The sequence below is a fragment of the Pseudomonas sp. S3_E10 genome (assembly GCF_054667615.1).
Genome location: NZ_CP162743.1, coordinates 2,487,969 through 2,501,936 on the forward strand (window position 1 = coordinate 2,487,969; position 13,968 = coordinate 2,501,936).

General features: G+C 62.1%; 13 protein-coding genes. 9 read left to right on the forward strand and 4 right to left on the reverse strand.

Annotated features, from left to right (window positions below; all coding sequences use genetic code 11):
• Positions 1–113: 113 nt before the first annotated feature.
• On the reverse strand, positions 114–3,014 hold the full coding sequence (locus AB4N98_RS11185) for an aminotransferase (RefSeq protein ID WP_017526021.1): 2,901 nt from the start codon (positions 3,012–3,014) through the stop codon (positions 114–116).
• A gap of 151 nt (positions 3,015–3,165) precedes the next feature.
• Here AB4N98_RS11185 and rfbB point away from each other — a divergent pair, with 151 nt between their 5' ends.
• From rfbB to AB4N98_RS11220, 7 genes are read left to right on the forward strand one after another with little or no spacing between them, the layout of a single operon-like run.
• Positions 3,166–4,248, forward strand: a complete 1,083-nt coding sequence (gene rfbB / locus AB4N98_RS11190; protein ID WP_017526022.1) for a dTDP-glucose 4,6-dehydratase — start codon at positions 3,166–3,168, stop codon at positions 4,246–4,248.
• Positions 4,245–5,120: a glucose-1-phosphate thymidylyltransferase RfbA gene (gene rfbA / locus AB4N98_RS11195; protein ID WP_017526023.1), complete on the forward strand. Its 876-nt coding sequence runs from the start codon at positions 4,245–4,247 to the stop codon at positions 5,118–5,120. Before rfbB ends, rfbA begins: the two co-directional genes overlap by 4 nt.
• A complete protein-coding gene (gene rfbC, locus AB4N98_RS11200) occupies positions 5,117–5,662 on the forward strand; it encodes a dTDP-4-dehydrorhamnose 3,5-epimerase (RefSeq protein ID WP_017526024.1) in 546 nt (181 codons plus the stop codon). Before rfbA ends, rfbC begins: the two co-directional genes overlap by 4 nt.
• Complete coding sequence (gene rfbD / locus AB4N98_RS11205) at positions 5,659–6,540, forward strand: dTDP-4-dehydrorhamnose reductase (RefSeq protein WP_065876645.1); 882 nt, start codon at positions 5,659–5,661, stop codon at positions 6,538–6,540. Before rfbC ends, rfbD begins: the two co-directional genes overlap by 4 nt.
• Positions 6,541–6,576: 36 nt before the next feature.
• A complete protein-coding gene (locus AB4N98_RS11210; RefSeq protein ID WP_017526026.1) occupies positions 6,577–8,385 on the forward strand; it encodes a sensor histidine kinase in 1,809 nt (602 codons plus the stop codon).
• Complete coding sequence (locus AB4N98_RS11215) at positions 8,382–9,758, forward strand: sigma-54-dependent transcriptional regulator (RefSeq protein WP_460149450.1); 1,377 nt, start codon at positions 8,382–8,384, stop codon at positions 9,756–9,758. The genes AB4N98_RS11210 and AB4N98_RS11215 overlap by 4 nt, the downstream gene beginning before the upstream one ends.
• 26 nt (positions 9,759–9,784) lie before the next feature.
• A complete protein-coding gene (locus tag AB4N98_RS11220; protein ID WP_065876659.1) occupies positions 9,785–10,240 on the forward strand; it encodes a thioesterase domain-containing protein in 456 nt (151 codons plus the stop codon).
• A 65-nt stretch (positions 10,241–10,305) separates the two neighbouring features.
• Here AB4N98_RS11220 and cysQ read toward each other — a convergent pair whose 3' ends face one another.
• Both cysQ and nudE read right to left on the reverse strand, forming a co-directional pair.
• Positions 10,306–11,142 (reverse strand): 3'(2'),5'-bisphosphate nucleotidase CysQ, encoded by an 837-nt coding sequence (gene cysQ, locus AB4N98_RS11225; RefSeq protein WP_460149451.1) that lies wholly within the window; start codon positions 11,140–11,142, stop codon positions 10,306–10,308.
• Entirely contained in the window at positions 11,139–11,705 is a 567-nt protein-coding gene (gene nudE, locus AB4N98_RS11230; RefSeq protein WP_017526030.1) for an ADP compounds hydrolase NudE, read from the reverse strand. Before nudE ends, cysQ begins: the two co-directional genes overlap by 4 nt.
• A gap of 87 nt (positions 11,706–11,792) precedes the next feature.
• On the opposite strand from nudE, the gene yrfG reads away from it, so the two are divergent.
• Positions 11,793–12,455 (forward strand): GMP/IMP nucleotidase, encoded by a 663-nt coding sequence (gene yrfG / locus AB4N98_RS11235; protein ID WP_223496864.1) that lies wholly within the window; start codon positions 11,793–11,795, stop codon positions 12,453–12,455.
• 48 nt (positions 12,456–12,503) lie between these two features.
• Here yrfG and lysM read toward each other — a convergent pair whose 3' ends face one another.
• Entirely contained in the window at positions 12,504–12,944 is a 441-nt protein-coding gene (gene lysM / locus AB4N98_RS11240) for a peptidoglycan-binding protein LysM (RefSeq protein ID WP_065876641.1), read from the reverse strand.
• Positions 12,945–13,076: 132 nt separating this feature from the next.
• Here lysM and AB4N98_RS11245 point away from each other — a divergent pair, with 132 nt between their 5' ends.
• Positions 13,077–13,952, forward strand: a complete 876-nt coding sequence (locus tag AB4N98_RS11245; RefSeq protein WP_460149452.1) for a LysR family transcriptional regulator — start codon at positions 13,077–13,079, stop codon at positions 13,950–13,952.
• Positions 13,953–13,968 lie beyond the last annotated feature (16 nt).

A 13,968-nucleotide genomic window follows, 5' to 3' on the forward strand; every position in this document is an offset into this window, starting at 1 on the left:
AGACTCCGAATGGGGTAAAGGCCGACTTTATAACGGATAAAAATCGGCTTTAAAAGCGATCAACGAGCATGATCGATAAATATGACAAGCAATAACCGATAACAATCGATTAATTACAGTTGTTCATCCAGCACCTTCGACAGCATGTCGACAAAGAAATCCACGCTGCGTTTAGAGGTAACCATCGGCGGCTTGATCTTGAGGATGTTCAGATAATCGCCGGTGGGCTGCATGAAGATTCCCAACTCACGCAGGCGCTCGCACAGCAGCGTGGTCTCTTCGGTGGCCGGTTCCAGGGTTTGCCGGTCGCGTACCAGCTCCAGGCCCAGATAAAAGCCGGACCCGTGCACCGCGCCCACCAGCGGGTGACGCTCGATCAGTGCTTGCAACCGAGCCTTGAAATGCCCGCCAACCACTTGGGCGTTTTCCCACAGCTTTTCTTCTTCCATGACATCCAGCACCGCCATGCCGATCCGGCAACTGACCGGGCTGCCCCCCGATGACGAGAAGAAATACCCCTCGGCCTCCAAGGCTTCGGCGATTTCACGCCGGGTAATCACCGCACCCAACGGCTGGCCGTTGCCCATGCCCTTGGCCATGGTAATGATGTCGGGCACCACGCCTTGTTCTTCAAAACCCCAGAAGAAGTGCCCCATGCGGCCATACCCCACCTGCACTTCATCGGCGATACACACACCGCCCTGGGCGCGGACCCGTTCATACACCTGCTGCAAATAGCCTGGCGGCAGGGAGATCCCCCCCGCGTTGCCATACACCGGCTCACAGATGAACCCCGCCAATTGGCGCTTGCTCGCAGCCACTTTCGCCAGGTTGTGTTCCACGCTTCGTACGTAGTCCGGTGCACTGTCCGGCCCCCGAAACTCGCCGCGATAGGTATTCGGCGCGGTCACCGGATGCACCCAGTCCGGGCGACTGCTCAGCGCCTGGGGGTTGTCGGCGATCGAGGTGGACACCGCATCCGCCGCCACCGACCAACCGTGGTATGCCTCCAGCACGCTGAGCATGTCGCGCCCGCCGCTGTAGGCCCAGGCCAGGCGGATGGCCAGGTCATTGGCCTCGGTGCCGCTGTTGACCAGAAACACGCGGTCCATGCCCTTGGGTGCCAGCGCCAGCAAGCGCTCGGAGAACTCGGCAATCGCGGCATAGTGAAACCGCGAGTTAGTGTTCAGCAGCGACCACTGCCGCGCCGCCACCGCGGCCATGCGCGGGTGGCCATGGCCCAGCACCGCCACGTTGTTGAGCATGTCCAGGTAGGAACGGCCCTGCATGTCGATCAGGTGGTTGCGCCAGCCGCGCTCGATGCGCGGTGGGTCGACGTAATAGTGCTTCTGTGACCGGGCGAAGCTGGCGTCGCGGCGCGCGAGCAGGACGTCGGCGTCCAGCTCCGGCTCTGCGTCACAGGCCAGGCCGAGCAATGCCGAAGGTGATGGGCACAGTGCCTGCCAGGCCTGCGCCCGGGAAGGCGTGCAAAACAGCGGCGGTTCCAGGTCTGCACGGCACAGTTGCACGGTCAGCGGTGCCTGGACCTCACCCAGGGCTTGCCCTTTTACCAGCAGCGAACCGGGCTTCAATACCGTCTTCACGCCGCGCAAACGCACGCTCAACTCAACGCCTTGCACGCACACAAGGCCATCGGCGTCCTGGCGCAACGTGCCGGCGAAGGGCGCTTCCAAGGTCGTCCCATGGGGCACATGCAACTCGACGTGAAGAGGGAAACTTTCCGGCTCGGCGGCGCTGTCCGGGCAGGTGCGCGACAGCCGGTATTGGCCATAACGACTGGCCGCCAGCCCATGCACTGCCGCCGCCTCGTCCAATAACCGATGGTCGATACCGGGCGTCTCCCAATTGCCCGCTTCGAAATGCGGGCTGAGCACCCCCAGGTCGATCAGCGCGAATTCTCGCCCCACCAGCCCCGGCAACAAGGGCACGAAGCCTTCATCGGCAATCGGCGCGAGTGCCTCGCCCACGCAGCGCAAAATCGCCGCCTCCATCAGCTCGAACGGCACCGATGTCGCCACATGGAAAATTTCCCACTCATGGTCGGCGTTTTTCAACAGATAGGCATTGTCCGGGTCCAGACGTTGCTGTTGTTCGCTGCTCAGCACCAGCACCGCTGCGCGCGCGACAATCAGCGGCCACAGCACCTGCAACTCTTCGCGTTGCAAGGGGGTAATGGCGTGGCACGCCTGAATCGCCGGCAAGATGGCAAAGGGGTCACCTTCGGCATGGTGCAGCAGGGCCGCACAGGTCACCGACAGGTCAGCAATGCGCCACGTGCGCACCAGGTCGCCAAAATCGATAACGCCCTGCCACTGCCACCGCCGCTGAGCATCGCGCTGCCACACCACGTTGTCGTCGGTGATGTCCATGTGCACCGCTTGCCACGGCAGGCGATCCGCCAAAGGGCCTACGCGCGCCTCGACCTGCTCGGCCACCTGCTCCAGAGCAGCGCGGTGGGGCAGGTTTTGCAGGGTGGCCAATAAGTGGGTGATCAGTTCCGGGGCGTGGCGCGGGTCCCATTGCAGGGTGCGGTCCAGGCCAGGGTGTTCAAAATCGGCCAATGCCTGGCTCATACGGCCGCAGAGGTCGCCGAACGCAGCGATCACATCACGCCCCAGATGCGGCAAATGAGTCAGTGGCTGACCGTCGATATAGTCCAACAACCGCAGGTGCAGGGTTTGGCCGCCGACGCTCAGTGTCAGTAGCTCCTCACCGCTCAGGGCCTTGATGACCTTGGGCACGCGCACGCCGTGCACCGCATTGAGCGCCGCGTGCTGGGCCTGCAACTCTGCAGCGGCATAATCGCCACGGCAGATTTTCAGAACAAAGCGGCCTTGAATGCTGTCAAGTTTGTAATTGAGATCTTGCTGGCTGCCCAATGACTGCAAAGTGCCACTAAGGCCGTAGTGCCGCGCAAGCAGTTGAGCGGCCTGATCGGGGCCTAGCTGAGGGCTGGGTAGGCTTGCACGGTGGATCAGCGTGGCGAGCAGCATTGTGACGACCTCGGTTTTTTTAGACGTCTATATCGCCATTGTTCAGGGGCGTTAGGCAACCCCCACTTACATGGTTCTTGCAGAGCTGGGCTCCACGACTCAAGCTATGCCCCATTCGCTTCAAGTACGTCTAAGGAAAAGGCCCTCCGACATGCGCATTCTCATCACCGGTGGCGCCGGTTTTATTGGCTCTGCCCTAATCCGCCACCTGATCCAACATACCGAGCACGAAGTGCTTAACCTGGACAAACTCACCTACGCCGGCAACCTGGAGTCGCTGGTCAGCGTCGCCGCCGATAGCCGTTATGAGTTCGTCAAGGCCGATATCATCGATCAGGCGGCCGTCAGCGCGGTGCTTGCGCGCTTTGAGCCACAGGCCATCATGCACTTGGCCGCCGAGTCCCACGTCGACCGTTCGATTGACGGCCCGTCGGACTTTATCCAGACCAATATTGTCGGCACCTACAGCCTGCTTGAGGCCACGCGCGCTTATTGGCTTACGTTGGCAGAGCCGGCCAAGAGCGCCTTCCGCTTCCATCACATCTCCACCGACGAGGTGTATGGCGACCTGCACGGCGTGGATGATCTGTTCACCGAAACCACGCCCTACGCCCCCAGCTCACCCTATTCGGCGAGCAAGGCCGCGTCCGACCACCTGGTGCGTGCCTGGCAACGCACCTATGGCCTGCCGGTGCTGCTGACCAACTGCTCGAACAACTACGGGCCGTTCCACTTCCCCGAAAAACTGATCCCGCTGGTGATCCTCAACGCCCTCGCGGGCAAGCCATTGCCGGTCTACGGTGATGGTTTGCAGGTACGTGACTGGCTGTTCGTCGAGGACCACGCCCGCGCGCTGCTTAAAGTGGTCACCGAAGGTGTCGTCGGCGAAACCTACAACATCGGCGGCCACAACGAGCAAAAGAACATCGACGTGGTACGTAGCATCTGCGGCCTGCTGGAAGAGCTGGCGCCGCAGCGGCCGGCCGGTGTCGAAAAATTCAGCGACCTGATCACCTTCGTCAAGGATCGTCCCGGCCACGATCAGCGTTATGCGATCGATGCCAGCAAGATCGAACGTGAATTGGGCTGGGTCCCGCAAGAGACCTTCGAAACCGGCCTGCGCAAGACCGTGCAGTGGTATCTGGATAACCTGGAATGGTGCCGCAGGGTCCAGGACGGCAGTTATCAGGGCGAACGTTTGGGCAACACCGATATGAAGGATTTGATTGCATGATGAAGGGAATCGTATTGGCGGGCGGCTCCGGCACCCGTTTGCACCCCATTACCCTGGGTGTGTCCAAGCAACTGCTGCCGGTGTATGACAAGCCGATGATCTATTACCCGATTTCGGTGCTGATGCTCGCCGGAATCAAGGACATCCTGGTGATCTCCACGCCGCTGGACCTGCCGCAATATCGCAACCTGCTGGGTGATGGCAGCCAGTTTGGCGTGCGTTTCAGCTATGCCGAACAGCCGACGCCGGATGGTCTGGCGCAGGCGTTTATCATTGGCGAAGAATTTATCGGTGATGATCCGGTGTGCCTGATCCTGGGCGATAACATCTTCCACGGTCAGCATTTTGGCGAGCAGTTGTTGGGCGCGGCCAAGCGGCCTTCGGGGGCTACGGTTTTCGGCTATTGGGTCAAGGACCCGGAGCGCTTCGGTGTGATCGACTTCGACAGCGAAGGCCGCGCCCTGTCGATTGAAGAAAAACCGGCCCAGCCCAAGTCCAGCTATGCCGTGACCGGCCTGTATTTCTACGACAACGACGTGATCCAGATCGCCAAGGCGGTCAAGCCCTCACCTCGTGGCGAGCTGGAAATCACCGATATCAACAATGCTTATCTCAAGCGCGGCGACCTGCATGTAGAACGCTTCGGCCGTGGCTTTGCTTGGCTCGATACTGGCACCCACGACAGCCTGCTGGAAGCTTCGCAGTACGTGCAGACCATCGAGCATCGCCAGGGCCTGAAAGTCGCCTGCCTCGAAGAAATCGCCTATGAAAATAGCTGGATCGACCGCGACCACCTGCTGGAACGTGCCAAATACTTCGGCAAAACCGGTTATGGCCAATACCTGTACGCGCTGGCTGGAGACAAACAGTGAACGTCGTTGAAACCTCACTGCCCGGCGTGCTGATCCTGGAACCCAAAGTGTTCGGGGATGAGCGTGGGTTTTTCTACGAGAGCTTCAACGCCCGTGCATTTGAAGCCGCGACCGGGCTCAAACGCGACTTCGTGCAGGACAACCATTCGCGCTCGCAAAAAGGCGTACTGCGCGGGCTGCATTACCAACTGGAACACACCCAGGGCAAATTGGTGCGGGTCATCGCCGGGGAAGTGCTGGACGTGGCTGTGGACATACGCCGCCGTTCACCTCACTTCGGCCAGTGGGTAGGCGTGCGCCTGTCGGCGCAGAACAACCGCCAGCTCTGGGTGCCGGAAGGCTTCGCGCATGGGTTTGTGGTGCTGAGCGACGCCGCCGAGTTCCTGTACAAAACCACCGACTACTATCAGCCGAGCGCCGAGCGCTGCATCCTTTGGAATGACCCGGCGCTGGCCATCGACTGGCAGCTCACCGAGACACCGCAACTGTCGGCGAAAGACCAAGCCGGCAAATTGCTGAAGGAAGCCGACCTTTTCCCATGACGCCCCCTTTGAAGATCCTCATCACCGGCCGGCACGGCCAAGTCTCCCGGGCGCTGCAACAGCAGCTCCAAGGCGTGGGCGAGTTGATCGTGCTGGGTAGCGACCAACTCGACCTGGCCGACGCCGACCAGATCCGCCGGCAGATACGCACCCACCGCCCCGACCTGATCATCAACGCTGCCGCGCACACGGCGGTCGACCAAGCCGAAAGCGAACCAGACGCCGCCTTCGCCATCAACGCCATCGCCCCTGGTGTATTGGCTGAAGAGGCCAAGGCCCTGGGCATCCCGCTGATCCATTACTCCACCGACTACGTGTTCGACGGCAGCAAACCCGCGCCCTACACCGAAGCCGACACACCCAACCCCTTGGGGGTCTATGGGCAAAGCAAACTGGCGGGTGAGCAGGCGATTGCGGCGGTGGGGGGCGAATATCTGATTCTGCGCACCAGTTGGGTCTATTCCAACCACGGTAAAAACTTCCTGCTGACCATGCAGCGCCTGCTGCAGGAAAAACCGCAAATGCGCATCGTCGCCGACCAGATCGGCGCGCCGACCTGGGCCGGGACCATTGCCGCCAGCACCCGTGCGTTGATCGAACGTTGGCGGGCCGGCGAGGCCGGCGAATGGGGCGTTTATCACCTGAGCGCCCAGGGTGAAACCTCATGGTTCGGTTTCGCCCAGGCGATTGGCGAGCATTTACGCACCGAGGGCAAGGCCTGCGCCGAACTGCAAGCGATCCCCTCCAGCGCTTACCCAACGCCGGCCCGGCGCCCACTGAACTCACGCCTCGATTGCAGCCGCCTGCAACAGCAATGGCACGTCAGCCAGCCGCAGTGGCAAGACGCATTGCGCGAGTGTCTTACACAACAGCACTAGGCATAATGCGCCTGTACCCCCAGGCGCACGACTCCCATGACTCCATCCCTTGCGCGAAGACCCCGCTGGCGCAGCCTTGCTCTGTTGGCGCTGTGCCTGGCACCGCTGTTGTGGCCGCTGGAGCATTTGGCCGAGCGCTACTACCGCAGCGAACTGGCCGGGCAAAACCGCCAGACTCTCGACCTGTACGTGGCCAACCTGCTGGGCACACTGCATCGCTATGAAGTGCTGCCGCAGATCCTCGGTGACTTGCCCGCCCTGCGCACCGCCCTGGATGCGCCGCACGTCAGCACCCACCTGGCCAACGCCAACCAGTTGCTCAAGGACGTTGCCGCCCAGGCCGGGGTAGAAGTGATGTACCTGATGGACACCACCGGCAAGACCCTCGCCGCCTCCAACTGGGATAAACAGGACAGCTTCGTCGGGCGCAACTTCTCGTTCCGCCCGTACTTCAGCGAAGCCATGGCCGGGCGCCTGGGGCGGTTTTTCGGCCTGGGCACCACGTCGGCCAAACGCGGCTACTTCTTCGCCGCCGCCGTGCGCGAGGGTGACACGATCATCGGCGTGCTGGTGGTCAAGGTCGACCTGGACCACACCGAAAGCCTGTGGGGCAATACCCCGGAACAACTGCTGGTCACCGACCACAACGGCGTAGTGATCCTCACCTCGCGCCCACAATGGCGCTTTCGCGCCACCCGGCCGCTGACCGCCGAAGAGCGCCAGGCCATCATTGCGATCCAGCCCTACCCAACCCGCGACCCGCAGCCGCTGAACCTGAGCGGCACCGCCTGGCTGCGCCAATCCACCGCCATCGCCGAGACCGGCTGGAACGTGGAGATCCTGGCGCCGCAATCCTTGATCAGCCGCCCCGTGCGCACCGTGGTTGCCGTGGGCGGCGCGACACTGTTGGTGTTGATGTTGCTGCTGGGCCTGCTGATGCAGCGCCGTCGCCACTACCTGGAACGCATCGCCTTCGAAGCCAAGGCCCGGCGCGAGTTGGAAATGCGCGTGGCCGAGCGAACCAGCGACCTCGAAGGCCTGAACCGGCGGCTCAAACAGGAAGTGCTGGAGCGCGAACACGCCCAGCAAGAATTGGTGCGCGCCCAGGATGACCTGGTACAGGCCGGCAAACTGTCGGCGCTGGGCACCATGTCGGCGAGCATCAGCCACGAACTCAACCAGCCCCTGGCGGCGATTCGCAGTTATGCGGAAAACGCCGAGATCCTGCTCGACCATGAACGCACCGCCGATGCGCGGGGCAATCTCAAGCTGATCAGCGAATTGACCGGGCGCATGGCCTCGATCATCGCTCACCTGCGTGCCTTTGCCCGTCGCGACCGGCACGCACCGGAGAGTGTGGCGCTGCAACCAGCGCTGGACGATGCGCTGGCGTTGCTGGCCAAGCGCCGGCGGTCGATGGAAGTGGAACTGATCCGCGATCTGCCGGAGGCGACCTTATGGGTGCAAGCCGGCGAAACCCGCTTGCGCCAGGTGCTGGGCAACCTGCTGGCCAACGCCCTCGATGCGCTCACCGAAAAAGGCCCGCCACGCAAACTGTGGCTGAGTGCCGAAACCACCGCACAGGGCGTCAACCTGTACATTCGCGACAACGGCCCAGGCTTTTGCATGGAAGCGCTGGGCCGCGCCAGCGAGCCGTTCTACACCACCAAGACGCGCACCCAGGGCCTGGGGCTGGGCCTGGCGATCTGTGAAACGCTGATGCGTGCGTTTGGCGGTGAATTGCTGTTCGCCAACCACAAGGAAGGCGGTGCGCTATTAACGTTGAAATTGCGTGCCGGCTCGCCGGGCGTGAGTCTGCAACCGTCCGAGGACCGCAGTGTATGAGTATCGATAACCAGATTCAGGTGGTATTGATCGACGACGATCCGCACCTGCGTCAGGCGTTGTGCCAAACCCTGGACCTGGCCGGGCTGAAAGTCCTGCCTCTGGGTGAAGCCAGCGGCCTTACCGCACGCCTGACGCGGGATTGGCCGGGCGTCGTGGTCAGCGATATCCGCATGCCCGGCATGGACGGCCTGGAGTTGCTCGCCGAACTGCACGGCCAGGACCCGGACCTGCCGGTGCTGCTGATCACCGGCCACGGCGACGTGCCGCTGGCGGTGCAGGCCATGCGCGCGGGCGCTTATGACTTTCTCGAAAAACCCTTTGCCAGCGACGCGCTGCTCGACAGCGTGCGCCGCGCACTGGCCCTGCGCCGCCTGGTGCTGGACAACCGCAGTCTGCGCCTGGCCTTGAGCGACCGTCAGCAACTGAGCACGCGCCTGGTGGGGCACTCGCCGCAAATGCTGCGCCTGCGCGAACAGATCGGTGCGTTGGCGGCGACCAAGGCCGATGTGTTGATCCTGGGTGAGACCGGCGCCGGCAAAGAAGTGGTGGCCCGTGCGCTGCATGACCTGTCGAGCCGCCGCAGCGGGCCGTTTGTGGCGATCAACGCTGGGGCCTTGGCCGAGTCGGTGGTGGAAAGCGAACTGTTCGGTCATGAGCCCGGCGCGTTTACCGGTGCGCAGAAACGCCGCATCGGCAAATTCGAATTCGCCAACGGCGGCACGCTGTTCCTGGATGAAATCGAAAGCATGAGCCTGGACGTGCAGGTCAAGCTGCTACGCCTGTTGCAGGAGCGCGTGGTGGAGCGATTGGGCGGCAATCAGCTGATTGCGCTGGATATCCGCATCATCGCCGCCACCAAGGAAGACCTGCGCCAGGCGGCGGACCAGGGCCGTTTCCGTGCCGACCTGTATTACCGCCTCAACGTCGCCCCGCTGCGCATCCCTCCCCTGCGCGAGCGTGGCGAAGACGCGTTGATGCTATTCCAGCACTTCGCCGACGAAGCCAGCAGCCGTCACGGCCTGCCGCCGCACGAGTTGCAGCCAGGCCAGCGCGCCTTGTTGTTGCGCCATAGCTGGCCGGGCAACGTGCGCGAACTGCAAAACGCCGCCGAGCGCTTCGCCCTGGGCCTGGAACTGGCATTGGACAGCACGCCGGACAACCCCGCCAGCGGCGCGCTCACGTCCACCCCGGGCGGCTTGAGCGAACAGGTCGAGCAGTTCGAAAAAAGCCTGATCGCCGCCGAGCTGACCCGCCCCCACAGCTCCATGCGCAGCCTCGCCGAAGCCCTCGGCGTGCCGCGTAAAACCTTGCACGACAAACTGCGCAAGCACGGCCTCAACTTCGCCAACCAAAGCGCTGACGACGAATGACCCCGCCCACCCACCACGAGGCCGCCATGAGCCGCGACAGCCGTTACCTGGAATCCATCCTCCACCACGACATCCCCCTCACCCGGGAAATGGGCTTGAAGGTGCTCGACTGGCAACACGGGCAACTGCAACTGCACTTGCCCCTTGAGGCCAATATCAACCACAAGAGCACCATGTTCGGCGGCAGCCTGTACTGCGGCGCCGTGCTGGCGGGCTGGGGCTGGCTGCACCTGCAACTGCGCGAGGAAGGGATTGAAGACGGGCATATCGTGATTCAAGAGGGGCAGATCAGTTACCCGCTGCCGGTGACGCAGGACGCTACGGCTATTTGCGCCGCGCCGGAAGAGAAGGTGTGGAAGCGTTTCTTGGCGACCTACAAGCGCTATGGCCGGGCGCGGTTGACGTTGGACACGTGGATCGTGAATGAGGGCAGTGACCAAAGAGCGGTAGCCTTCACGGGCCAATACGTCCTGCACCGCTAGCAGCCAAACACAAAACAAATGTGGGAGGGAGCAAGCCCCCTCCCACATTTTGATCTGCGCAGGTCTTAAGAACGGGCCAGGGTCAACAACCGCTCACGCCATGCCGCCTTGGCCGGCAACGCCAGAAAGAACGGGTTCAACAGCGACGCCCGCGCCGGGTAGCTGAACGGCTCGCCGCTCAGCTCCAGCACCTCGCCGCCAGCACCTTCCAGCACACCCTGGGCCGCGGCGGTGTCCCACTGCGACGTCGGCGCCAGCCGTGGGTAGCAATCGGCGCTGCCCTCGGCCAGCAGGCAGAACTTCAACGAACTGCCGATATTCGTCAACTTCAACTCACCCAACCCCGCACTCAACCCATTCAACAGGTTTTCTTGCTCAGGGCTGGTGTGTCGGCGGCTGGCAACCACGGTAAACGCCTCACCGACCGCCGGTGCCTCGCGCACCTGGATCTGCCGAGGTGCTTCGTTCACATCGGAGCGCCATGCGCCCAACCCCGCGCCACCGAAATAGCAACGGCCATTGGTAGGCATCGACACCACACCGAACACCACACGCCCGTTTTCGATCAGGGCGATATTGACGGTGAACTCTTCACTGCCGCTGATGAACTCCTTGGTACCGTCCAAAGGGTCCACCAGCCACCAGCGCGTCCAACCGGCGCGCACGCTCTGGTCGATATTGGCGTCTTCTTCAGACAGTACCGGGATGCTCGGGTCCAGCGCAGTCAGGCCCGCGAGAATCAGGTGGTGAGCCGCCAGGTCCGCGGCCGTCACCGGCGAATCGTCAGCCTTGGAGGTCACGGCCACATCAGCGCGCCAGTACGGCAGGATGGCTTCACCGGCCTGGCGCGCCAACTCGATCACGGGGGCGATAAACGGGTGGCCTAAAAACAGTTCGCTCATGCGCCAAACACTCCACGCTGGGTCAACAGGTCTCGTACCAGATACAGCGCCGCCAGGGCGCGGCCTTCACTGAATTGCTCGTTTTGCGCCAACTGCGACAGCTCGCGCAGGTTGACCTTGTCCACGCGCATCGGCTCAGGCTCATCGCCCTCCAAGCGCTCCTCATAGAGATCGGTGGCCAATACCACCTGGATTTTCTGGCTCATGTAACCGGGCGACAGCGACAGTTCGGTAATGTGCTCCAACTGCCGCGCGCCATAGCCGGCCTCTTCCTTGAGTTCGCGGTCTGCCGCCGCCAGCACATCCTCGCCGGGTTCGATCAACCCCTTGGGCAACGACAACTCATATTCGTCGGTACCGCCGCAGTATTCTTCCACCAGCAACGCATGGTCTGCGTCAATCATCGCCACGATCATCACCGCGCCGTAACCGGCACCGCGACCCACCAGGCGCTCGTAGGTGCGTTCAACGCCGTTGGAAAAGCGCAATTGCACTTCCTCAACGCGGAACAAACGGCTACTGGCGACTATTTCGCGGGCGAGGACGGTGGGTTTCTGGCGCATAAGCGGCTCCTTGGCGTGATCGGGGTACTATACCGTGGCTTTTCCGATTGTCTGTGTCGGATATCTTTACTTATATGAGAACGCCCCATGCCCTCTTTGCCCTGGCAAACCATCGACACCGTCCTGCTGGACATGGACGGCACCTTGCTCGACCTGCACTACGACAACCACTTCTGGATGGAACACCTGCCCCAGCGCTACGCCGAGCTGCACGGTGTGAGCCGGGCCATGGCCGAGATGGAGCTGCTGCCACTGTTCGAGCGTAACGCCGGACAGTTGCAATGGTATTGCCTGGATTTCTGGAGTGCCGAACTAAAGATCCCGGTGCGCGAGCTCAAGCTGGAAACCGCTCACTTGATCGCCCTGCGCCCGGATGCCGATACCTTTCTGGCGGCGATCAAACAGGCCGGCAAGCGCGTGATCATGATCACCAACGCCCATCGTGACTCGCTGTCGTTGAAGATGGAGCGCATTGAACTGGCGCCGTATTTCGAGCGGCTGATCAGCTCCCACGACTACGGTTTTGCCAAGGAAAACCCGCAATTCTGGGATGCGCTGCAAGCCGACACCGGCTTCAACCCCTCGCGCAGTCTGTTTATCGACGACACGTTGCCGATTTTGCGCAGTGCGCGGGATTTTGGCGTGGGGCATTTGCTGGCGGTGAAAGAGCCGGACAGCAAAAAGGGGCCGAAGGACACGGCGGAGTTTGCGGCGGTCGATGATTACCGGGACCTGATTGCCGGGCTCTGAACCTATGTGGAAGGGAGCTTGCTCCCTCCCACATTTTGCCCTGCGTTGTTACTCAGGAATGCGCAGCGTCTGCCCTGGGTAGATTTTGTCCGGATGCGACAACAGCGGCTTGTTGGCCTCGAAGATTTTGTTGTACTGGTTGGCGTTGCCATACACCGTCAGGGAAATCGCGCTCAGGGTGTCGCCCTTTTTCACCACGACGAAACGGGCAGCGGCAACGGCCGGGCCGGTTACGGTGATCTGGTCATCCACACTGGCCACACCGGCAATATTGCCCAGCGCCAGCAGAATCTTCTCTTTCTCTTCCTGGCTGGCGACTTTACCGGTCACGGTCACCTTGTCGCCCTCCACCGTGGTCTGTACATCCGGATTACCCAGACCCACTTTGGCTACGTGCTCCTTCAACTGCTCACTGGCATTCGCATTGCCCGGCGTCAACAGGTCGATCAACTTCTCGCCGGCTTCCTTAACAAAACTAAAAAGACTCATGGTGCACTCTCCTTGGTATTTAAGTTCCAGATGCCCAAGACTAGACCAGCCTTACACAATTGGGTTCCAGACCGACCAAAGACCCAAACGCGCTAGAATCCCCCCGCCATTGGAATAAGCCCTGGAGCGAAGATGGACATCAAACAGCTGAAATTCCTCATCGCCCTCGACGAAACCCGTCACTTTGGCCAGGCGGCGGCGCGTTGCCATATCACTCAGCCGACCCTGTCGATGCGCCTGCGCAGCCTTGAAGAAGAGCTGGACTTGCCGTTGGTCAATCGCGGCCAGCGTTTTGAAGGCTTTACCGCCCCCGGCGAACGCGTGCTGGCCTGGGCACGCACCGTGCTGGCGGCGTATGACGGTTTGCAAGCCGAAGCGGCGGCCTGCCGGGGCAATCTGGTGGGTACGTTGCGCCTGGGCGTGGTGCCGCTGTCGAGCTTTGATCCGTTGGCGTTGATGCAACAGTTGCATAAAGAGCACCCGAGCCTGCGCTTCGAGCTGTCGGCCTTAAGCTCGGAACAGATCCTTGAGCAATTGGCGAGCAATCGCCTGGACCTGGGCGTGTCTTACCTGGAGCGCCTGGATAACGAGCGCTTCGACTCGCTGGCCCTGGGCGAAACGCGCATGGGCCTGCTCTACGATCAACGTTTTTTCAGCTTCGGCGACAAGCCGTTGAGCTGGGAAGCACTGATCGAACTGCCCCTGGGCATGCTCACCAGCGGCATGCATTTTCGCCAGTCCATCGACCACAACTTCCACAGCCGAGGGCTCAACCCCCAACCGCTGCTGCAAACCGATGCCGTCCATCAGTTGTTACAAGCCGTACACGGTGGACTGTGCTGCGCCGTGATGCCGCTGGACGGAGGCCTGGAAGCGCTCACCGAGCACCTGCGCCTGCAACCCATCGAAGACGCCCACACCCTCGCCCGGCTGGGGCTGATCATGCGGCGCGGCGCGCCACGTTCGGCGTTGGCCGAGGCCTGTTTCGCGCTGTATCAGAAATCGTAGATCGAGCCTTGATCGA